Genomic DNA, 21,172 nt, shown 5'->3' with positions numbered 1-21,172 from the left:
TAACGTTGCTTCTACGGTCGATTCGATTTTGACTTCTGCGCGTAGAAAAATCGCAACCAAAGGAGAGTCAGGATTGGCAGCATTCCGCGGGTCCTCCGCGTCAGCATCGAGACGGCCCAGCCCCGCCGGCAAGGCCGAACTTGAAACTGCTCGCGTCGTTGTACCCTTTGAAGACAACCGGCTGCTCACGCAGCTGCTTGGGGAATACGATAGCCACCTGGCCCTTATTGAAGACCGATTGGGCATTGATGCCCACGCCCATGGCAACGTCGTCATCCTGACCGGCCCGGCCGCCGCCTGCGACATCGCCCGAAACGTTCTGGAACGCCTCTACGCCCGCATCCGCAAGGGTGAGACGGTTGGCGCTGGCGACATCGACGGCTTGATCCGCCACGCCCGGACCGAGGGCTCGGAAACCGACGGGCAAGCCCAGATCGCGACGCGCCGCAAGGTCGTCAAAGCCCGCACGCCGACACAGAGCGACTACATGCGCGCGATCCAGAAGAAGGATCTCGTGTTCGGCGTCGGCCCTGCCGGTACCGGCAAAACCTATATCGCCGTGGCATTCGCCGCCCATTGCCTCGAGCGCGGTCTCGTCGAGCGCATCATCCTGTCTCGCCCCGCCGTTGAAGCCGGTGAGCGTCTGGGCTTCCTGCCCGGCGACATGCGCGACAAGGTCGACCCTTATCTTCGCCCGCTTTACGACGCCCTGTACGACGTCCTGCCGCCTGAAAAGGTCGAACGCGACATCGAAACCGGCGTCATCGAAGTGGCGCCTCTCGCCTTCATGCGCGGCCGTACGCTGTCGAATGCCTTCGTCATCCTCGATGAAGCGCAGAATACGACCAGCATGCAGATGAAGATGTTCCTGACCCGTATCGGCGAGGGCTCGAAAATGATCGTGACGGGCGACCCGTCCCAGGTCGACCTGCCGTTCGGCACCAAGTCCGGCCTCGTCGAAGCTGTCGAGCTGCTCGCAGGAGTTGACGATATTTCCATCATCAACTTCATGGCTGGCGACATCGTCCGCCGCGACCTCGTCGCCAAGATCGTCGACGCCTACGAAAAGCCGAAGTGAACCAATGCCTGCGTCACCAAATGCGGCTAAGCCCGTCTTCGAGGTCGAAATCGTTGAGGACGACGGGGACTGGTCGCAGATTTCTGATCTCGATCATTTGATCGAGACCGCTGCCCAAGCTGCCGTTGCGGCAGCCGAGGGACAAATACCGGGTTTTGTTTCCGTCGCCCTGTCTTCCGACGCGATCGTCACCGACCTCAACGGCCGCTTCCGCGGCAAGCCTAAGCCCACGAATGTCTTATCTTTTCCGGCTGGGGACGGGGCGCCCGACGGTCAGATTGGCGACATAATCCTCGGGCTTGAAACGGTCGAGCGAGAAGCCGCCGAGCAAGGCGTCCCAATCGCGCATCATCTGCAGCATTTGGTCGTCCATGGCGTGCTGCATCTTTTAGGCTATGATCACGAAACCACGGCAGATGCGGAACGCATGGAAGCCATTGAAATAGATATACTTTCTAAATTAAGCATCGCAAATCCCTACACGGGCGAGCTGGAAACCGGTACAAGTGAGTGACCGGGTTTCAACCCATGACCATGACTGACAACACACAAGATAAGCCTCTGTCCGATAGTTTAGCCGATGAGGCGCGGGCATTCGGTTCCCTGGGCTGGCTTCACCTGCTGCGGTCGAAGCTGGGCTTGGTGGTCCCGCAGAACGTTCGCGACGCGCTCGAAGGCGCGTTGAAGACCGGCGGCACCGACAATTTCACGGAAGCCGAACGCAAGATGTTGGAGCGGCTGCTCCAGTTCGGCTCAAGCCGCGTCGCTTCACTGATGGTGCCGCGCGCCGACATCACGGCGCTCGATGAGAACGAGCCGATATCGGAGCTTCTGCAGACCTTCAACGAGGCAGGTGTCTCGCGCATCCCGCTGTTCCGCGAAACGCTCGACGATCCGCGCGGCATGATCCACATCAAGGATGTGCTGCGCTGGCTGATGGCCGAAGCAACCGGCCAGTCGTCAAAAAACGGCAAAGTCGATCCCGACGCTCCGGCGCCGGTGAACCTGTTCGATCTGCGAGCGATCGACCTCAACAAGCCGATCACGACGGTGAAGATCCGTCGGCAGATCCTCTACGTGCCGCCTTCGATGCCGGCCGTGGATCTTCTCATCCGCATGCAGTCGACACGCATCCACATGGCGCTTGTCGTCGACGAATACGGTGGCACCGATGGCCTCGTCACCATTGAGGACCTAGTCGAGCAGGTCGTCGGCAACATCGAAGACGAACACGACGACGACGACGAAACGAACATCATCGTCGATCCGAAACTCGGCATCGTCGCCGTCGCCCGCACGCCCATCGAGGAACTCGAAAAACACCTTGGCGTGAAGCTTGTTCCGGACGACGAAGAAACCGACGTCGATACGATTGGCGGCCTCATCTTCTCGATGCTTGGCCGCGTACCGGCGCGCGGTGAGCTGATCCGCCACCCGACCGGCGTCGAGTTCGAAGTTCTCGACGCCGACCCGCGTCGCGTCAAAAAACTGAAAATCCATCCGCCGCGTCCGCCTCTGACCAACACCAAGTCGTTGCCCGAAGCGCCGAAGGCGTGATGGACGCTGTCCCAGCCATCGCGCCGGAACAACCGCCGCTGATCGCGCGTATGCGCGAGAAAATCATGGCGCTCCGCGGCTGGCGGCGCGTGCTACTTGCAATAGCGGCAGGCGGCCTTTCGGCCTTGGCGTTCGCGCCGATGTTCGTAACGCCGATTCTGTTTCTGACGCTTCCCGTCTTCATCTGGCTGATCGACGGCAGCGCGAATTGGCGACGTGCCTTTGGCGCCGGCTGGCTGTTCGGCTTCGGATATTTCTTCTGCAATCTCTTTTGGATTGGAGAAGCGTTCCTCGTCGAAGCCGATAAGTTTGCGTGGCTCTTGCCCTTCGCGATTACGCTCCTGCCTGCCGGGCTTGCGCTGTTCTGGGGCATTGGCGGTGCAGCGGCGCGACTGTTTTGGAGCGACGGCCTTTCGCGTGTTTTCGTCTTTGCCATCGCACTCTCGATCGTCGAATGGCTGCGCGGACATATCCTGACAGGCTTCCCCTGGGACCTGCCGGGCTACGCGCTGACCTATCCGTTGCCGCTGATGCAGGGCGCGGCACTGTTTGGCGCCTATGGATTGACGGCGATTGCGTTGTTTGTCTTTCCCGCCCCGCTCGTCGCCCTGAGCGACAAGCGCAAACGCCCGCCCCTGCGTACCGTCTCAACCGCCTTGCTTCTCGCCGTCGGGCCGATCGGCCTGCTGTGGGCTTACGGTGTCTGGCGTCTGCAATCGCCGCAAGAGTTCGTCCCGAATGTAAAAATGCGCATCGTACAGCCGAGCGTTCCCCAGCGCGAAAAATGGATGGCGGAGTACCAGCGCCGCATCTTCGATGATCACGTCGCGCTGTCGCTAACGAACCCCTCCGGCAAAATGGATTCGCTTCAGGGCATCACCCACGTCATTTGGCCCGAAGCGGCGATGCCGTTCTTCCCCCTTGAAGCCCCTGTCGCGCTCGACATTCTCGCGAATATCCTGCCGCCCGGCACGACGCTGATCACCGGTGCGCTCCGTCACGATCCGACGCTGCCGCCCGGTTCGCCAATCACGCCTGAGACGCGCACGCTCAACAGCATTCTGGTGCTGAACGAGAAGGCCCAGCCGATTGCGACCTACGACAAAACCCATTTGGTGCCGTTCGGCGAGTACCTGCCCTATGAGAAAACGCTCTCCGCCATCGGCATCGAAAAACTGACGCAGGGCCGCGGCTCCTTCGCCACCGGCCCCGAACCGCGCCCGCTGATGCACATTCCCGGCCTGCCCCCGGTTTTAGGCCTCGTTTGCTATGAAGCGCTCTTTCCCGGGAATGTCGTTCAGGGCCACGAGCATCCCGGCGTCATGATCAACGTGACCAACGACGGCTGGTTCGGCGAGACGACGGGACCGTATCAGCATTTCCATCAGGCCCGCGTCCGAGCCGTCGAAGAAGGCGCTCCGCTCGTCAGGGCCGCCAATAATGGGATATCGGGCGTCGTCGATCCCTTCGGCCGTGTCCTGGCGTCCCTTGGCCTCGATGTCCGTGGCCAGATCGACAGCACCCTGCCCAAAGCCGTGCCGCTACCCCCCTATGCGCGCCTCGGTGACTGGCTCCTTGCCGCCATTCTCGCGCTTTTTGCCGTCTTGGCTGCCGGGCTCAGGAAAAAAGGCCGTTAATCAAAGTCTTGAAGTCAACTTGTCGCGGAAGCGCTCGGTCATTGACGCCTTGCGCCCGTGCACCTACGAAGTGCAAAGCCTTTGCCTTTGGAACTGCTGGCTGTACGAGTGATGGTGGATCAAATCTCTATCGAAGACGATTCGAGCGAAGAGGCCCCGAAGGGATCTCGCCGCGCTAACCCCATGGATGTCCATGTTGGATCACGCGTCAGGTTGCGGCGCATGCTTCTCGGCATGAGCCAGGAAAAGCTTGGCGAGCATCTGGGACTGACGTTCCAGCAGGTTCAGAAATACGAAAAAGGCGTCAATCGTATCGGCGCCAGCCGCCTCTTCGACCTCGCCAAGGTCTTGGGAGTTCCGGTTCAATTCTTCTACGACGAAGCCCCTTCCGGCGCCCAAAGCGCCGGCGCTGCAGCGCCGGGCTTCGCCGAGCAACCCGACGAAAGCTACGTCGTCGATTTTCTCGGCACCCGCGAAGGCCTCGAGTTGAACAAGGCTTTTGCCCGTGTCACCGATCCGAAAGTTCGCCGTTCGATTGTCGAACTCGTTCGCGCGCTTGCTGGCGAGGAAAGCTGAAGCCTTGCTGTTTTGTGACGGATTGGCTCGCCTCCGATAAAACGGAAGGGCGCTAGGTCGCGGCCCATTTCGCGTCTCTCGGCGCACCTCGGCTTGACCGGGCGCAACAAGATTGCGACAACCCGGCGCCTTTCGTCGGTTTGAAATCCGCACAGTGTTGCGGCGTTCGTCCCGCAAATCTTCAAAACATGGGGGCCAAAGTGGCGCGCAAGTCCTTCCTTTTCACAAGCGAATCCGTCTCCGAAGGCCATCCCGATAAAGTCTGCGATCGTATTTCCGATGAGGTCGTCGATGCGTTCTATCGCGAAGGCGCGAAGGAAGGGCTCGATCCCTGGACGATCCGCGCCGCTTGCGAAACGCTGGCAACGACCAACCGCGTCGTGATCGCCGGTGAATCGCGCGGCCCCAAGGGCATCACTGTCGCAGCCATCGAAGACCTGACCCGCAACGCGATCAAGGATATCGGCTACGAGCAGGACGGCTTCCACTGGGCCAACTGTAACATCGAAGTTCTGCTGCACTCGCAGTCGGCCGATATCGCAGCCGGCGTCGATGCCCAGCAGCCGACGAACCAGGAAGAAGGTGCGGGCGACCAGGGCATCATGTTCGGTTATGCCTGCAACGAGACGCCGGAACTGATGCCGGCGCCGATCTACTACGCGCACAAGATCCTGTTCGATCTTGCGGCCGCACGTAAAGGCAAGGTCGGCGACGCCGCAAAGCTCGGCCCCGACGCCAAGAGCCAGGTCACCGTCCGCTACGAAAACGGCAAGCCGGTCGGCGTGACGCAGATCGTCGTCTCACACCAGCACATCGTCGAAGACCTGAGCTCCCGCCAGGTTCGCGAGATCATCGAGCCCTACGTCCGCAAGGCACTTCCTGAGGGCTGGATCGGCAAAGACTGCATCTGGCACATCAACCCGACGGGTAAGTTCTTCATCGGCGGCCCTGACGGCGACACCGGTCTCACCGGCCGCAAGATCATCGTCGATACCTACGGCGGCGCGGCTCCCCACGGCGGCGGCGCGTTCTCCGGCAAGGACCCGACCAAGGTTGACCGCTCAGCAGCTTACGCAGCCCGCTATCTCGCCAAAAACGTTGTGGCGTCCGGCATTGCCGATCGTTGCACGATCCAGCTCTCCTACGCCATCGGCGTCGCCAAGCCGTTGTCGATCTACGTCGACACCTACGGCACCGGCAAAGTTGATGAAGCCGTCATCGAGAAGGCTCTCGGCGAGGTCATGGATCTGACGCCGCGCGGCATCCGCAACCAGCTCGACCTCAACAGGCCGATCTACGCGCGCACCGCGGCTTACGGTCATTTCGGCCGCCACGCCGAAGCTGACGGCGGCTTCTCGTGGGAGCGCACCGACCTCGCCGATAAGATCGCGAAGGCCGTCGGCTAAAGCCGCACGCACGAATTGAGTTTCGGAAAACGGCTGCGAAAGCGGCCGTTTTCTTTTACCGGATTTTGTTTCAACTAGCGCCCCATCGACGCGGAGTGCGTATCGCCAATGCCGACGCAAAAGCCTGCAAAACCCGCTGTTTTCTTCTGGTAACACATCATGTCTGACAGCGAACACGAGCTGAGATCGTTTGGACGGCGCCGCGGCCGCAAACCGAGCGCGCGCCAATCGGCACTGCTTCTCCATGATCTTCCGCGCCTCGCGTTCGATCCTGCAGCCCCGCCCGAAGGCTTCGCGCAAACATGGCTCGAAATCGGCTTCGGCGGCGGCGAACACTTGCTCTGGCAGGCGCGGCACAATCCGGGTGTTGCGCTGATCGGCTGCGAGCCGTTCGAAGACGGCATGATCAAAGTCCTGACGGCCGTCACCGAAGAGAATTTGAAAAATATTCGCCTGCACATGGACGACGTGCGCGACATCCTGCGCGCCGCTCAGTCAAACAGCATAGATCGCGCCTTTATCCTGTTTCCGGACCCTTGGCCGAAACGAAAGCACCGGAAGCGCCGCTTGGTTAATGCTTCGTTACTGGCGCTGCTCGCGAACGTGATGCGCCCCGGCGCTGAGCTGCGCATCGGCACGGACATTGGCGACTATGCCCGCACGATGCTTGAAGCTTTCGCCCACGAACCGCGCTTTCTCTGGCAGGCCGCAAGCCCCGGAGACTGGCGCATTCGCCCCGCCGACTGGCCCGAGACACGTTACGAAGCAAAGGCCGTTCGCGAAGGCCGCAAACGCTATTATTTCCGATTTCTGCGGGCCTGACGCCGCCGAAGCCTTGCGCAAAAGGCCAAAGTCGCCTATTTAGCTGCTATTCCAATAACACGACGCACTGATTGGAGAGTGGACCGCAGGGCCCGCTCCGAACGGACTTTAAACTCAGGAACGCCATTGCAAGACACGGTTGCCAACGATCAGGATCAGGCTTCGCCTGCAGAAAACGCCGATACGACGCGTTTTTTGCGCGAGACCGGCATTGCGGCTGAAATTGCTGCCATTGTCGAGCCGGTGCTTGCCGATCTCGGCTTTCGCTTGGTGCGCGTGAAAATTCAGGGCGACGGCCGCGACCGCATCGTGCAGTTGATGGCGGAACGGCCAGACGGCTCGATCACGGTCGATGATTGCGAGGCGATCTCCAAGGGCGTTTCTCCGGTCCTCGACGTCGCCGACCCAATCTCCGGCGCCTACCGGCTCGAAGTCTCCTCGCCCGGCATCGACCGTCCGCTGGTCCGCCCGAGCGACTTTGAAGACTGGTCCGGCCACGAAGCCAAGATCGAGCTGAAAGAAGCCGTTGACGGCCGCAAGCGTTTCAAGGGCATCCTTGAAGGCTTCGAAGACGGTGAGGTCCGCATCAAAGCCGATACCGGCGAACAGGGCATTCAGCACTTAGGGCTGCCCGTTCATCTCATTTCGGATGCCAAGCTCGTTTTAACCGACGAATTGATCCGCGAAGCGCTGCAACGCGCCAAAGAGCGCCATTCAACCCGGCCCGGCGACGGCGCTGAACTCGACGAAGACGATCTGGAGGATTGATCCCATGGCCATGGCAGGCATCAGTGCCAACCGCCTTGAGCTTCTGCAAATTGCAGACGCCGTCGCCCGCGAAAAGACGATCGACAAGAAGATCGTTATCGAGGCGATGGAAGACGCCATCCAGAAAGCCGCGAAGTCGCGTTATGGCGCGGAAAACGACATCCGCTGCGAAATCGATCCGAAGACCGGCGAAGCCAAGCTCACGCGCGTGCTCGCCGTCGTCGATGAAGTCGAGAACGACGCCACACAGATTACCGTCGAAGACGCCAAGAAGCGCAACCCCGATGCCAAAGCCGGCGACATGATCGCCGAAACGCTGCCGCCTCTCGAATTCGGCCGCGTTGCCGCTCAGAACGCCAAGCAGGTTATTGTCCAGAAGGTGCGTGAAGCTGAGCGCGACCGCCAGTTCTCCGAATTTAAGGACCGCACCGGCGACGTCATCAACGGCACCGTGAAGCGCGTCGAATACGGCAACGTCATCGTCGATCTGGGCCGCGCCGAGGGCATCATCCGCCGCGATGAGATGATCCCGCGCGAAAACGTCCGCCTCGGCGATCGCATCCGCGCCTACATCTACGAAGTCCGCCGCGAACAGCGCGGACCGCAGATTTTCTTAACGCGCGCCCGCCCCGAATTCATGTCGATGCTGTTCCGCTCCGAAGTGCCGGAAATCTACGATGGCGTGGTCGAGATCAAATCGGTTGCCCGCGACCCTGGCTCCAGAGCGAAAATCGCCGTCATATCCAAGGATTCCTCGATTGATCCGGTCGGCGCCTGCGTCGGTATGCGCGGCGCTCGTGTCCAGGCCGTCGTCAACGAATTGCAGGGCGAGAAAGTCGACATCATCCAGTGGAACCCGGATGCTGCGAGCTTCATCGTCAACGCGCTTGCTCCGGCCGAAGTCACCAAGGTCGTGCTCGACGAAGATTCAAATCGCATTGAAGTCGTCGTCCCCGAAGCCCAGCTTTCGCTCGCGATCGGCCGTCGCGGCCAGAACGTGCGGCTGGCCTCTCAGCTCACCGGCTGGGACATCGACATCCTGACCGAGCAGGAAGAAAGCGAACGCCGCCAGAAGGAATTCGCCGAGCGCACACAGCTTCTCATGGATTCGCTCGACGTCGACGAGGTCATCGCACAGCTTCTCGTCACCGAAGGCTTCGCGACGATCGAAGAAGTCGCCTACGTCGACATCGCGGAAATCGCGCACATCGAAGGCTTCGACGAGAATACCGCCGAGCAGATCCAGAGCCGCGCCCGTGAATACCTCGAACAGCAGGAAGCCGAACGCGATGCCAAGCGCCGCGAGTTGGGCGTTGCCGACGACATGGCCGAGATTCCGGGCATCACGACCGCGATGATGGTTGCGCTCGGCGAGAACGGCGTCAAAACCGTCGAAGACTTTGCCGACTGCGCGACCGACGAACTGATCGGCTGGACCGAGCGCAAGAAGGAAAAAGATTCAGAGCCGGTTCGTCACAAGGGTTATCTCGACGGCTTCGAGCTGTCGCGGACCGACGTCGAAAGCATGATCATGGCGGCGCGCGTGCACGCGGGCTGGATCAAGGCCGAAGATCTCGAACAGCCTGCTGAGGCTGAAGGCGAAGCTGAAGCTGCTGATGCCTCCGGCGTCAGCGCCGAAGGCTAATAGGAATGACCGGAAGGACGACAAACGCGCGTGATGGCGAAGCGACAACAACGGTCGATGCTGGACGACACGGAACAGGGTTCCGGCGTTGGTCCCGAGCGCCTGTGCGCCGTCACGCGGGAAAGCCGTGATTCGAGCGAACTGATCCGGTTCGTCTTGTCGCCGGAAGGCATTGTCGTTCCTGATCTCGACCGGCGGTTACCCGGACGTGGCGTCTGGATCGGTTGCGACAGAAAGTTGGTGGAAAAGGCCATCTCGACGCAGGCCTTTTCAAAAAGCCTTAAAACGAAGGCCGAAGCACCCAAGGATCTTGCAGATCTCGTTGACGCTCTTATCCTTAAGCGCGTGGCGGGAACGCTGTCGCTGGCCAATAAGGCCGGTCTCGCAGTCGCCGGTTTCGAAAAGGTTTTTGCGGCTCTCGAGAAAGGGCCGGTCCGCGTCATCCTGCATGGCGCCGATGCTGCCGCCGACGGCTGCTCGAAAATTGATCGAAAATACAAGGCTATTCAGGCAGATCGTGGCCAACCGGCTGCCATCGTCAATGTTCTGACGATCGCGCAAATGAGCTTGGCCATTGGGCGCGGAAGTGTGGTACATGCTGCGCTCATACCCGGAGGACTGTCGGATCGGTTTCTGGAGGAAGCGGAGCGGCTTACCCGCTACCGGCGCTCCACGATTGAAGCCGCCCCCGAAACCGCCCCTGGGGCGGCCGATGATATTTCTGAACTTTCTAGTGAAGGCTGAACGGACAACGCATGACGGATTCGAACGACCAGACCGATAAGACCATCCGGGTCGGAGCGCGAAAGCCGCTATCGCTGCAGCGAACGGTCGAGTCTGGCCACGTGCGGCAGAACTTCAGCCACGGGCGATCCAAGTCCGTTGTGGTCGAGAAAAAGAAGACCAGGCGATTGGGATCCGAGGGCGAGGGCGCTGCGCCTCCCGCTCCGAGCGCCGTAACGATCGAGAAATCGCAGGCACCGCATCGCGTGCCCCCGGCACCGCCGAGCCAATCGTCTGGCGACCGTTCCGCTGGCCGCGTCCTTTCGAATGAGGAACGCGCCGCTCGCGAACGCGCGCTTGCTGCAGCCCGCGCCGAGGATACGAACCGTGCGCCGGAAGTCGAACCGGTTCGCTTCGAGCCTGTCGCTCGACCGCCCGAGCCGCAGCCGCGCGCTGAAGAACGGCCGCAGCCGACGGCAACGGAGCCTGCAGTTGCCGCAAGCGCTGCTCCCGCTGCGCAAGCGCCCGAGCAAGCAGCGCCGCAGACCTCGGCTCCGGCATCCGCTCAGCCTTCGTCTGCTCCGACACCGCCGCCTGCCGGACGTGGAAACGCCCCGCAGCGTGAGCCGCGCCACGAAGGACGCCATGAAGGCCGCCGTGATGGCGGTCGCGACGCCGGTCATGCGCCGCGCGGCGATGGCGGCCGTCCGCAATTCAACCGCGGTCCACGTCCGTCGGGCAACACTGCATTCATGCCGCGTGAAGCCGGTCGCCCGCGCGAGATCGAGCTGCCGATCCCGGCCCGCCGTGGCGCGTCCGCAGGACCGGCCGATGCGACGACGATTGAAAAGCCGTCCCGCCCGGTGCGTCCCCCGGTCGTTCGCGAGCAGGTCGAAGAGGATGATGCTCGCAAGCGCGGCCCCGGCGGCGTCAAGGTTCCGCGCCCGGCCGTCAAAACCAACGATGATGGCCGCCAGCGCCAGAAGCTGACGATCACGAACTTCGATCGCGAAGCTCAGGTCCGCTCGCTCGCATCCTTGAAGCGCAAGCGCGAGAAAGAAAAGCTGAAAGCCATGGGCATTCAGCAGACGCGCGAAAAGATCGCCCGCGAGGTCGTCATTCCTGAAGCCATCACGATTCAGGAACTCTCCAACCGTATGGCCGAGCGCGCCGTCGACCTCATCAAATACCTGATGCAGCAAGGCGCGATGCATAAGATCACCGACGTGCTCGACGCCGACACGGCTGAGCTGATCGTCCAGGAATTCGGCCACACATCGAAGCGCGTTTCTGAATCGGACGTCGAAATCGGTTTCGTCGGCGAGAAAGACGTTGACGATTCCTCGCTCGAATCGCGTGCGCCGGTCGTCACGATCATGGGTCACGTCGACCACGGCAAAACGTCGTTGCTCGACGCCATCCGTCAGGCCAACGTCGTCTCGGGCGAAGCTGGCGGCATCACCCAGCATATCGGCGCTTACCAGGTGACTGCGCCCGACGGCGACAAGATCACGTTCATCGATACACCAGGCCACGAAGCGTTCACCGCCATGCGTGCACGCGGTGCCAAGGTGACAGATATCGTCGTGTTGGTCGTTGCAGCTGACGACGGCGTCATGCCGCAAACGGTTGAAGCCATCAATCACGCCAAGGCTGCGAACGTGCCGATCATTGTTGCCATCAACAAGATCGACAAGCCGCAGGCCGATCCTAACCGCGTCCGCACCGAGCTTTTGTCCTACGAGATCGTGGTCGAAAGCATGGGCGGTGAAACGCTCGAAGTGCCGGTCTCGGCGCTGAAGCACACCAACCTCGATAAGCTGCTCGAAGCGATCCGCCTTCAGGCCGAAATTCTCGACCTCAAGGCCAACCCGAACCGCACGGCCGATGGCGTCGTCATCGAAGCCAAGCTCGAGCGCGGCCGTGGTCCGGTCGGCACCGTCCTTGTTCAGCGCGGTACGCTGCACGTCGGCGATATCATCGTCGCCGGTACGGCCTGGGGTCGCGTCCGTGCACTCCTCAACGATCACGGCGCCAACATCCAGGCGGCTGGTCCCTCGGTTCCCGCCGAGGTCCTGGGCTTTGACTCTGCACCGGAAGCTGGCGATCAGTTTGCGGTCGTGGAAAACGAAGCCCGCGCACGTGAGCTGACGGATTACCGCGTCCGCAAACGCCGCGAGACGCTTGGCTCTGCTGGCACCAAGAGCACGCTTGAGCAAATGATGCAGCAGCTCAAGGATGCTGGCCGCAAAGAATTCCCGCTCGTCGTCAAAGGCGACGTGCAGGGTTCTGTCGAAGCCATCGCTGGTGCGCTGAAAAAGGTTGGCAACGACGAAGTCGAAGCCCGTCTCGTGCACTCGGGCGTCGGTGGCATCACCGAGTCTGATATCGCGCTGGCAGCTGCCGCCAAGGCCGTCGTCATCGGCTTCAACGTCCGCGCCAACGCGCAGGCGAAACAGGCCGCCGACACCGCGGGCGTCGAAATCCGCTATTACAACATCATCTACGATCTCGTAGACGAAGTGAAAGCGGCGATGTCGGGTCTTCTGGCTCCGACCCGGCGCGAGATCTTCCTCGGCTACGCCACGATCAAGCAGGTCTTCAATATTTCGAAGTCAGGCAAAGTTGCCGGTTGTATTGTTACCGAAGGCAAGGTCGAACGCGGCGCCAAGGTCCGTCTGCTCCGCGACAACGTCGTTATTCACGAAGGCACGCTTGCGATCCTCAAGCGCTTCAAGGATGACGTCAAAGAAGTTGTCTCAGGTCAGGAATGCGGCATGTCTTTCGCCAACTACCAGGACATCCGTGAAGGCGACCAGATCGAGTGCTTCCAGGTCGAGACGATTGCTCGATCGCTCTAAGCATTTAAACCAAGCGATCCCGCGCGAATATTCATCGCGCGGGCTTGCGCGGATGTGAGACGATCCGCTACTCCCTCGACCCAGTAACCTATTTCTATCAAGAGGCCGCGCGCGGTCCCATCCCGCGGCGGATAACAAATGGCAAAGAAACCAGCCCCATCGGGCGCCAAAGGCCCGTCGCAACGCATGTTGCGCGTTGGCGAACTGATCCGTCACAAACTTTCCGAACTGCTGTCTCGCGGAGAAATCCACGACGACGTGCTGGCTTCCCACGTCATCACCATTCCGGAAGTGCGTCTCTCGCCGGACCTGAAGCTCGCAACGGTCTACGTCATGCCGCTTGGCGGCAACGATGTGAAACCCGTCATCGAAGCCCTCACGCGGAACAAGAAATACATCCGCGCCGAAGTCGCGCACACGCTGAACCTGCGTTATGCGCCCGACCTTCGCTTTCGCGAGGACGAAACCTTCGAAGAAGCAACCCGCATTGACCGTCTTCTCGATAGCGAGCGCGTTCAGCGCGACATCAAGAAATAACGAACATGGCACGACGCAAAAAAGGCAACGCCGTTCACGGCTGGCTCATTCTCGACAAGCCGATCAACATGACCTCGACGCAGGCTGTTGGTGCGGTTCGCCGCGCCTTCAACGCGCAAAAGGCCGGACATTCCGGCACGCTCGATCCGCTCGCAACAGGCATCCTCCCGATCGCGCTCGGCGAAGCCACGAAGACCGTATCGTTCGCGGTCGATGGCGAAAAAGCCTATCGCTTCACCGTGCGTTGGGGTGCTGAGACCGAGACGGACGACACCGAAGGCGCCGTCTCAAAAACGAGCGACAAGCGCCCCGAGCGCGCGGAGATCGAAGCTCTGCTGCCGCGCTTTCACGGCGAGATCATGCAGGTGCCGCCCGCCTATTCGGCGATCAAGATCGACGGCAATCGCGCCTACGATCTGGCACGCGACGGCGAAACGGTCGTCCTTGAACCGCGACCCGTCGTGATCGAGAGCCTGAAGCTTGTCGACATGCCGGATGACGCGACAAGCGTATTCGAAGCCCGCTGCGGCAAGGGCACCTACGTCCGCGCACTGGCCCGCGATCTCGGCCGGCTGATGGGCTGCTATGGCCACGTCATCGCGCTCCGGCGTACCGAAGTCGGCCCCTTCGACGAAGCTCGCGCCATCAGCATGGACACGCTCCTCGCGGCCGCGCAGTCGGAAGATCCGGGAGAGATCGCCAAGTTGCTGCTGCCCGTTGAGGCGGCCCTCGCCGATCTCCCCGAGTTGCTCGTCTCCCAAAGCGACGCCGCCACGCTGGCGCGCGGCCAAACGGTAATCATTCGCGGCCGTGACGCGCCGATCATGACCGGCCCCGCCTACGCGACCTCGAAGGGTCGCCTAATCGCGCTCGGCGAGCTTGCCAAGGGCGCGCTGCACCCGACGCGCGTCTTCAATCTCGGCTAATTTTCGTTAATTCATTGAAGAAAATCACGAAATTTCCCACGAAATCCGCCTCGCCTTTGGCTGAGGTTCGTGTATAAGTAGCGCACCCGCGCGGGCCTCGTTCCCGCGCGGCTTTCGTTTGCGACCCCGCTGGACGACATCCCGGCCGTGGCCGCTGATCTCAAACTCCCAATTTCGAAAGGAGCATTCGATGTCGCAGATCGCACCTCACCGCCGTGAGGCCAAGACGGCTATCATCAAGGACAACGCCACGAAGGCCAACGACACCGGCTCGCCGGAAGTCCAGATCGCCGTCCTGACGCATCGCATCAACGAGCTGACCGAGCACTTCAAGGCGCACAAGAAAGACAACCATTCGCGCCGTGGCCTGCTCAAGATGGTCAGCCAGCGCCGCCAGCTCCTTGACTACGTCAAGGCCAAGGACAACGCCCGCTATCAGAAGATCATCGAGAAAAACGGCATCCGCCGCTAATTGCGCGCTCGCAAGAGCGTCCAAGACAGGACGGGCCCCGATGGCCAGTCACGCGATCTACTGAACAAGAAGAACGTCGGCGCCCCGATCGGTGCCGGCGCGATACGCGCTCTACCGGCATGAGGCCGTTTGAGCTGACCGACCGAACAGAAAAAGCGAAAACGAAAGATCAAACATGTTTGACATCCATCGCGTCGAAATCGACTGGGGTGGCCGCAAGCTGAAGCTTGAAACTGGCCATTATGCCCGCCAGGCGGACGCCGCCGTCATGGCGCAATATGGCGACACCACGGTGCTCGCGACCGTCGTCGGCGCCCGCTCCGCCAAGCCCGGCATCGACTTCTTCCCCCTGACCGTGAACTATCAGGAACGCACGTACGCAGCCGGCAAGATCCCCGGCGGCTATTTCAAGCGCGAAGGCCGCCCGAGCGAAAAGGAAACGCTCGTCTCGCGCCTGATCGACCGTCCGATCCGTCCGCTCTTTGTTGATGGTTTCAAGAACGAAACCCAGGTCGTCGTGACGGTCATGTCGCACGATCTCGAAAACGATCCCGACATTTTGGGCATGGTCGCGGCCTCCGCCGCACTGACGCTCTCGGGGCTGCCCTTCCTCGGCCCGATCGGCGCCGCCCGCGTTGGCCTCATTGGCGGTGAGTTCGTCTTGAACCCGATGATTGACGAGATGGCGGAAACCTCCCTCGACCTCGTCGTCGCCGGCACGACCGACGCCGTGATGATGGTCGAATCGGAAGCCAAGGAACTTCCGGAATCCCAGATGCTCGAAGCCGTCATGTTCGGCCACACGCACATGCAGCCGGTGATCCAGGCGATCATCAAGCTGGCCGAAAAAGCCGCGAAAGAACCGTGGGATATCAAGATCGCCGACAAGGCGAAATACGCCGCCGACGTCAAGAAGATCGCCGAAACGAAGCTGAAGGAAGCCTTCTCGACCAAGGAAAAGGGCAAGCGTCAGGACCTCGTTTCGGAAGCCAAGAAGGCGATCACCGAAGGAATCGCCATTCCGGCTGACGACCCGAACGAGAAAGTCCTGCTCGGGGACGCGTTCAAGTCGCTCGAAATGGACATCATGCGTGGTGACGTCCTGAAGACGAAGCGGCGCATCGACGGCCGCGATCTCAAGACGGTTCGTCCGATCCTTTCCGAAGTCCACGTTCTGCCGCGCACGCACGGTTCTGCGCTCTTCACCCGCGGTGAGACGCAGGCGCTGGTCGTCGCGACGCTTGGCACAGGCGAAGACGAGCAGTTCATCGACAGCCTCGAAGGCACGAAGAAAGAGCGCTTCCTGCTGCACTATAACTTCCCGCCATACTCGGTCGGCGAAGTCGGCCGCATGGGGTCTCCGGGCCGCCGCGAAATCGGCCACGGCAAGCTCGCATGGCGCGCGATCCATCCCATGCTGCCGAGCCAGGAGGAGTTCCCGTATACGCTCCGCGTTGTGTCCGAAATCACCGAATCGAACGGCTCCTCGTCGATGGCGACGGTCTGCGGTTCGTCTCTCGCTCTGATGGACGCCGGCGTGCCGCTGAAGTCTCCGGTGGCTGGTATCGCGATGGGCCTGATCAAGGAAGGTGATGACTTCGTCGTCCTCTCCGACATCCTTGGCGACGAAGATCACCTCGGCGACATGGACTTCAAGGTGGCCGGCACCGACAAGGGTGTTACGTCGCTGCAGATGGACATCAAGATCACCGGCATCACCGAAGAAATCATGCGCGTCGCTCTCGAGCAGGCGCATGAGGGCCGCATCCACATCCTCGGCGAAATGTCGAAGGCGATCACGGGTGCGCGTTCCGAACTCGGTGAGTTCGCCCCGCGCATCGAGACGATCAAGATCCCGGTCGACAAGATCCGCGAAGTCATCGGCTCGGGCGGTTCGGTCATCCGTGAAATCGTCGCGGAATCCGGCGCTAAGATCGACATCGAAGACGATGGCACCGTGAAGATCGCTTCCGCCAACCGTGAATCGATCGAGAAAGCCCTCGACCGCATTCGCGGCATCACGTCGGAGCCCGAGGTCGGCCACATCTACAAGGGCAAGGTCGTGAAGGTCATGGAGTTCGGCGCGTTCGTGAACTTCTTCGGCGCGAAGGACGGCCTGGTCCACATCTCGCAGCTCGCGCAGGGCCGTCCAGAGACGGTCAGCGAAGTCGTGAAGGAAGGCCAGGAAGTCTACGTCAAGCTTCTGGGCTTCGACGATCGCGGCAAGACGCGTCTGTCGATGAAGGTCGTCGATCAGGCGACCGGCCAGGAAATCCCGCGCGCTGAAGGCGAGCCGGAAGAAGTCTTCGAGAGCCGTCCGCCGCGCCGCGAAGGTGGCCGTGGCGGTCGCGGTCCGCGCCGTGAGCGCGGCTGAGCCCTCGCCTCACTGCTGAAATGACGAAAGCCGCCGGAACCCGCAGTCCGGCGGCTTTTTTTTACCCCGCCTGATCTCTCAAACGGCCATCCTGGCGATACCGCTTGCGGGCCTAGAACTCGTAGGAGAAGCCTCTTCCCCGCTGTATCGAGCTCCCGCTCGCGACACCTCGTCCGAGATGACAACTGCGCCGGATCAATACCAGCGGCAGCGGCGAATACCCCAGCTATTGCGCCAGCATTTGCGCGCCGTGCATTGCACACGGCCGACGCCCGGCACCCACTTGTGATAGCCGCCGATGCCCCATCGGCAGCGATTCCAGTAGCCCACTTTTTGAACTGTAGTCCCCTGAGCAGCAGCCACGGTCTTCAGGCTGCCGACGGCGACGCTCGTATTCGCAATGCTTGGTCCGCTTGCAAACATCAGCCCCGCAGCGATCACCATGGCAGCGAACGAAAACTTTGTTGTCATCGGGCCTATTCCTCTCCCCTATGCCTTCGGCACCCGCCGGAGTTGTAGACACCATGACGTCTACCAGCGGGGAACTCTTCCGCCAACGGATCAATGACAAATGACTAGCGAAAATGTCGCAGCGTTGCACGGACGCTTCAGGCCTTGGCGAAGGCAGGGACGTCGGGCCAGAAAACCCGGGCTTTCTCGCTGACGTCCTGAGGGTCGCCTGTTGTCAACAGCGTGAGCTTTCCCCGTTCATTGCCGCTGAGGTAATTCGACCGCCGCGCCAAGTAATCCTCGAAACTGTCGGTCACGACCTCGGGCTGAGAAAGAATGCGCGTAAACGGCGGCAGGTATTTCCGGAACAGATGCTCAACGAGCGGAAAATGCGTGCAGCCGAGAATAGCGCGATGCGGCGGCATGTTGCCGTTGCTGGCAAGCATCGCCTCGACGCCCTCGCGAACGAGCGCATCAAGCTCCGCTTCCGGCCGCTTCTGCTCGATGGCGCCCGCAAGCTCCGAGCAGATCTGCTGCACGACCGTGACCTTCGGACAGCGCTTGCGGATCTCTTCCGGATAGACGCCCGACGTGATCGTCCGCGTCGTGCCGAAAACGGCAATCGTGTCGGTGTTGTACTTCTGCGGATATTGCGGCGACGTCACCGCCCACGGCGTCTGCGTTGCGCCTTCGACTGTCGGCGCGACGATGCCGAGCACGTTGTGTCCGCCGGCCCAGCGACTACCCGGCAGCCATTCCTGCTGCAATCGCCGAAGCGCCACCGCCGTCGCCGTGTTGCAGCCCAGAAGCGCGAGCTTGGCGCCGCGCGCAAACAGCTCTTCGACACAGTCGCGCGTATAGCCGACGATGGCTTCCGACGCCTGATTGCCATAGGGGACGTGGGCGTGATCGGCGAGATAGACGAAATCGACCGTGTCGAAACGCGCAACAAGCGCGCGAAGCACCGTCAGTCCACCCAGCCCTGAATCAAACACCCCGATCATGGCCGGAGTGTTTGCGACGGCGAATTGTGGACGTCAACGGGCCAGACGATCGCCTCAGGCCAGATGGGCGGATTTTACTCCGCTGCAGCCGACGGCGATGCGCTGGCGGGCTTGGCTTCCGCGTCCTGCTCTTTCAGGCTCTGCAGCGACGGCATCGACACGGTGTTATAGCCGCAATCGACGAAGTGAACTTCGCCCGTCACTGCGCCCGACAGCGGCGACAGCAAATAAAGCGCCGACCCCGCCACTTCATCGAGCGTCGGCGTACGCTGCAACGGCGAGTTATCGCGCTGGAAATTGAAGATCACGCGCGCATCCGAAACGCCAGCGCCCGAGAGCGTGCGCATCGGACCGGCCGAGAGCGCATTGACGCGAACGCCCTGCGGTCCAAGATCGGCTGCGAGATAGCGCACCGAAGCCTCAAGCGCGGCCTTCGCAACACCCATGACGTTGTAGGACGGCACCCAGCGCGTCGCACCGCCATAGGACAGCGTAATGAGCGAGCCCCCGTTCGGCATCAGCGCCGACGCGCGCTTCGCGATCTCAGTGAACGAGAAGCACGAGATCACCATCGAGTTGATGAAGTTTTCGCGCGTCGTGTCGGCGTAGCGGCCGGCAAGCTCTTTGGGATCGGAATAGGCCAGCGCATGCACGACGAAGTCGATGCTGCCCCACTCGTCCTTGATGCGATTGAAAACGCGATCGACGCTTTCGAGATCGAGAACGTTGCATTCCTCGATGATCTTCGAGCCGATCGACTGCGCCAGCGGCACGGCGCGGCGGCCGAATGCACCACCTTGATAAGTGAATGCCAGCTCGGCGCCTTGACCGTGAAGGACACGGGCAATGCCCCACGCGATCGAACGGTCGTTGGCAACACCCATGATGAGGCCACGCTTGCCGGCCATGATTGGGCCGGGCTTAGCGATATCGATGTCGGTCATAGGAAGCCTCTTTTTGTCACCAAAGGTACGCCCGCGTACGTCAAACCAGCCTGAACCACGCTTATATACTCTCATCGCTCTCAACCGTTCGCCGCTGAGCAGTCCTAGCGGCGACCAGGAAAGCATCGGTTAATCAGGCATCATGCCGGCAGAAAATGAGAGTGGCATTGGTGCCGCCAAAACCGAAGCTGTTCGACATCACACAGTTAAGGCTGGCGTTGTCGATACGACTGCGAGCGATTGGCACATCAGCGAACGCCGGGTCAAGCTCGTCGATATTTGCACTTTCGGCGATGAAGCCATTGTTCATCATCAGCAGTGAGAAAATCGCCTCTTGCACACCAATAGCGCCGAGCGAGTGCCCCGTTAACGACTTGGTAGCCGAGATCGGCGGGATTTTATCGCCGAAGACGGCCCGGATGGCGTCGATTTCCTTGGCGTCGCCGACCGGTGTGCCGGTTCCGTGCGGATTAATATAATCGATCGTGGGCAAGCCCTTACCGTCGAACCCTTTCATGGCCAAACGCATGCAGCGCTCCGCACCTTCGCCGGACGGTGCGACCATGTCATAGCCGTCGGATGTCGCGGCGTAGCCCTTGAGTTCGCCGTAAATCTTGGCTCCGCGAGCCTTGGCTCGTTCGAGCTCTTCAAGCACGACGACGCCTGCGCCGCCCGCGATCACGAAGCCGTCCCTGTTCTTGTCGAACGGCCGGCTGGCCCGCTCCGGCGTGACGTTGAAGCCGGTGGACATCGCACCCATGGCGTCGAACAGGTCCGACAGCGTCCAATCGAGTTCCTCGCAGCCGCCTGCGAACATGATGTCCTGCTTGCCCCACTGGATCATTTCGGCAGCATTGCCGATGCAGTGCGAGCTTGTCGCGCACGCCGACGCGATCGAATAGTTAACGCCCTTGATCTGGAACGCGGTCGCAAGCGCGGCCGACGGCCCCGAGCACATGCCTTTGGGCACCTCGAACGGGCCGATCTTCTTCGGACTGCCGGTCCGGAGCGTCGTCTCCGCCGCCTCGACGATGGCCTTCGTAGAAGGTCCGCCCGAGCCCAGAATGACGCCCGTGCGCTCATTCACCACATCCGACGGCTCAAGGCCCGCATCGCGAATGGCCTGATCCATCGCAATCCAGTTCCAGCCGACGCCCGCGCCCATGAAACGCTTCGGCTTGCGCGGCACCATGCTTTCCCAGTCGATATGGGGCGCGCCATGGACCTGACACTTGAAGCCAAGCTCAGCGTATTTCTCGGCGCGAGAAATGCCGGACTTCGCCTCTCTCAGCGAAGCAAGAACTTCCTGGGTGTTGTTCCCAATCGAGGACACAACACCCATCCCAGTCACAACTACGCGCCGCATGCGCTCCTTCACTCCTGCGGTTCCTG

The 21,172-nt window shown here is 61.4% G+C and carries 19 protein-coding genes; 15 read left to right on the top strand and 4 right to left on the bottom strand.

The genetic code is table 11. From position 1 onward, the window contains the following. Window positions 1–73 precede the first annotated feature (73 nt). The 15 genes from ACLB1Z_RS01145 (at window position 74) to pnp (ending at window position 17,382) form a co-directional block, all read left to right on the top strand. Window positions 74–1,078: a PhoH family protein gene (locus ACLB1Z_RS01145; RefSeq protein ID WP_409561662.1), complete on the top strand. Its 1,005-nt coding sequence runs from the start codon at window positions 74–76 to the stop codon at window positions 1,076–1,078. 4 nt (window positions 1,079–1,082) lie between these two features. After that, window positions 1,083–1,592: an rRNA maturation RNase YbeY gene (ybeY, locus tag ACLB1Z_RS01140; RefSeq protein ID WP_409561661.1), complete on the top strand. Its 510-nt coding sequence runs from the start codon at window positions 1,083–1,085 to the stop codon at window positions 1,590–1,592. Between the two features lie 14 nt (window positions 1,593–1,606). After that, window positions 1,607–2,635 carry a hemolysin family protein gene (locus tag ACLB1Z_RS01135; protein WP_409561660.1) on the top strand — a complete coding sequence of 343 codons (1,029 nt, stop codon included), beginning with the start codon at window positions 1,607–1,609 and terminating at the stop codon, window positions 2,633–2,635. Then, window positions 2,635–4,272, top strand: coding sequence for an apolipoprotein N-acyltransferase (gene lnt / locus ACLB1Z_RS01130; RefSeq protein WP_409561659.1), 1,638 nt, complete (start codon window positions 2,635–2,637; stop codon window positions 4,270–4,272). Before ACLB1Z_RS01135 ends, lnt begins: the two co-directional genes overlap by 1 nt. Before the next feature lie 183 nt (window positions 4,273–4,455). Further along, window positions 4,456–4,848: a helix-turn-helix domain-containing protein gene (locus tag ACLB1Z_RS01125; protein WP_409561658.1), complete on the top strand. Its 393-nt coding sequence runs from the start codon at window positions 4,456–4,458 to the stop codon at window positions 4,846–4,848. Between the two features lie 200 nt (window positions 4,849–5,048). Further along, window positions 5,049–6,254, top strand: coding sequence for a methionine adenosyltransferase (gene metK, locus ACLB1Z_RS01120; protein ID WP_013950367.1), 1,206 nt, complete (start codon window positions 5,049–5,051; stop codon window positions 6,252–6,254). A gap of 159 nt (window positions 6,255–6,413) precedes the next feature. Then, complete coding sequence (locus tag ACLB1Z_RS01115) at window positions 6,414–7,076, top strand: tRNA (guanine(46)-N(7))-methyltransferase TrmB (protein ID WP_409561657.1); 663 nt, start codon at window positions 6,414–6,416, stop codon at window positions 7,074–7,076. Window positions 7,077–7,202: 126 nt separating this feature from the next. After that, entirely contained in the window at window positions 7,203–7,844 is a 642-nt protein-coding gene (gene rimP, locus ACLB1Z_RS01110; RefSeq protein WP_013950365.1) for a ribosome maturation factor RimP, read from the top strand. A gap of 4 nt (window positions 7,845–7,848) precedes the next feature. Then, window positions 7,849–9,489 (top strand): transcription termination factor NusA, encoded by a 1,641-nt coding sequence (gene nusA / locus ACLB1Z_RS01105; protein WP_409561656.1) that lies wholly within the window; start codon window positions 7,849–7,851, stop codon window positions 9,487–9,489. A gap of 33 nt (window positions 9,490–9,522) precedes the next feature. Then, window positions 9,523–10,233, top strand: a complete 711-nt coding sequence (locus tag ACLB1Z_RS01100) for an RNA-binding protein (RefSeq protein WP_409561655.1) — start codon at window positions 9,523–9,525, stop codon at window positions 10,231–10,233. An 11-nt stretch (window positions 10,234–10,244) separates the two neighbouring features. Next, window positions 10,245–13,073: a translation initiation factor IF-2 gene (gene infB / locus ACLB1Z_RS01095; protein WP_409561654.1), complete on the top strand. Its 2,829-nt coding sequence runs from the start codon at window positions 10,245–10,247 to the stop codon at window positions 13,071–13,073. Window positions 13,074–13,211: 138 nt separating this feature from the next. Next, the gene (rbfA, locus tag ACLB1Z_RS01090; RefSeq protein ID WP_013950361.1) at window positions 13,212–13,610 is read left to right on the top strand and encodes a 30S ribosome-binding factor RbfA; all 399 of its coding nucleotides are present in this window, start codon (window positions 13,212–13,214) and stop codon (window positions 13,608–13,610) included. A gap of 5 nt (window positions 13,611–13,615) precedes the next feature. Next, entirely contained in the window at window positions 13,616–14,536 is a 921-nt protein-coding gene (truB, locus tag ACLB1Z_RS01085; protein WP_013950360.1) for a tRNA pseudouridine(55) synthase TruB, read from the top strand. 118 nt (window positions 14,537–14,654) lie between these two features. Beyond that, complete coding sequence (gene rpsO / locus ACLB1Z_RS01080; RefSeq protein WP_409561653.1) at window positions 14,655–15,008, top strand: 30S ribosomal protein S15; 354 nt, start codon at window positions 14,655–14,657, stop codon at window positions 15,006–15,008. A 175-nt stretch (window positions 15,009–15,183) separates the two neighbouring features. After that, on the top strand, window positions 15,184–17,382 hold the full coding sequence (gene pnp / locus ACLB1Z_RS01075; protein WP_409561652.1) for a polyribonucleotide nucleotidyltransferase: 2,199 nt from the start codon (window positions 15,184–15,186) through the stop codon (window positions 17,380–17,382). 195 nt (window positions 17,383–17,577) lie between these two features. Here the strand turns inward: pnp and ACLB1Z_RS01070 are convergent, their stop codons facing one another. The 4 genes from ACLB1Z_RS01070 to fabB form a co-directional block, all read right to left on the bottom strand. Continuing rightward, window positions 17,578–17,853, bottom strand: coding sequence for a hypothetical protein (locus ACLB1Z_RS01070; protein ID WP_409561651.1), 276 nt, complete (start codon window positions 17,851–17,853; stop codon window positions 17,578–17,580). A gap of 137 nt (window positions 17,854–17,990) precedes the next feature. Further along, window positions 17,991–18,836, bottom strand: a complete 846-nt coding sequence (locus ACLB1Z_RS01065) for a glutamate racemase (RefSeq protein ID WP_409561650.1) — start codon at window positions 18,834–18,836, stop codon at window positions 17,991–17,993. A gap of 74 nt (window positions 18,837–18,910) precedes the next feature. Continuing rightward, window positions 18,911–19,780, bottom strand: coding sequence for an enoyl-ACP reductase FabI (gene fabI, locus ACLB1Z_RS01060; RefSeq protein ID WP_409561649.1), 870 nt, complete (start codon window positions 19,778–19,780; stop codon window positions 18,911–18,913). Between the two features lie 133 nt (window positions 19,781–19,913). Then, window positions 19,914–21,146 carry a beta-ketoacyl-ACP synthase I gene (gene fabB, locus ACLB1Z_RS01055; protein WP_409561648.1) on the bottom strand — a complete coding sequence of 411 codons (1,233 nt, stop codon included), beginning with the start codon at window positions 21,144–21,146 and terminating at the stop codon, window positions 19,914–19,916. Window positions 21,147–21,172 lie beyond the last annotated feature (26 nt).

This window comes from Hyphomicrobium sp. MC8b, from assembly GCF_905067615.1.
Classification (GTDB): Bacteria; Pseudomonadota; Alphaproteobacteria; order Rhizobiales; family Hyphomicrobiaceae; genus Hyphomicrobium_B.
Note: the sequence above shows the minus strand (reverse complement) of the source record. Positions and strands in the feature narration are given on the sequence as shown.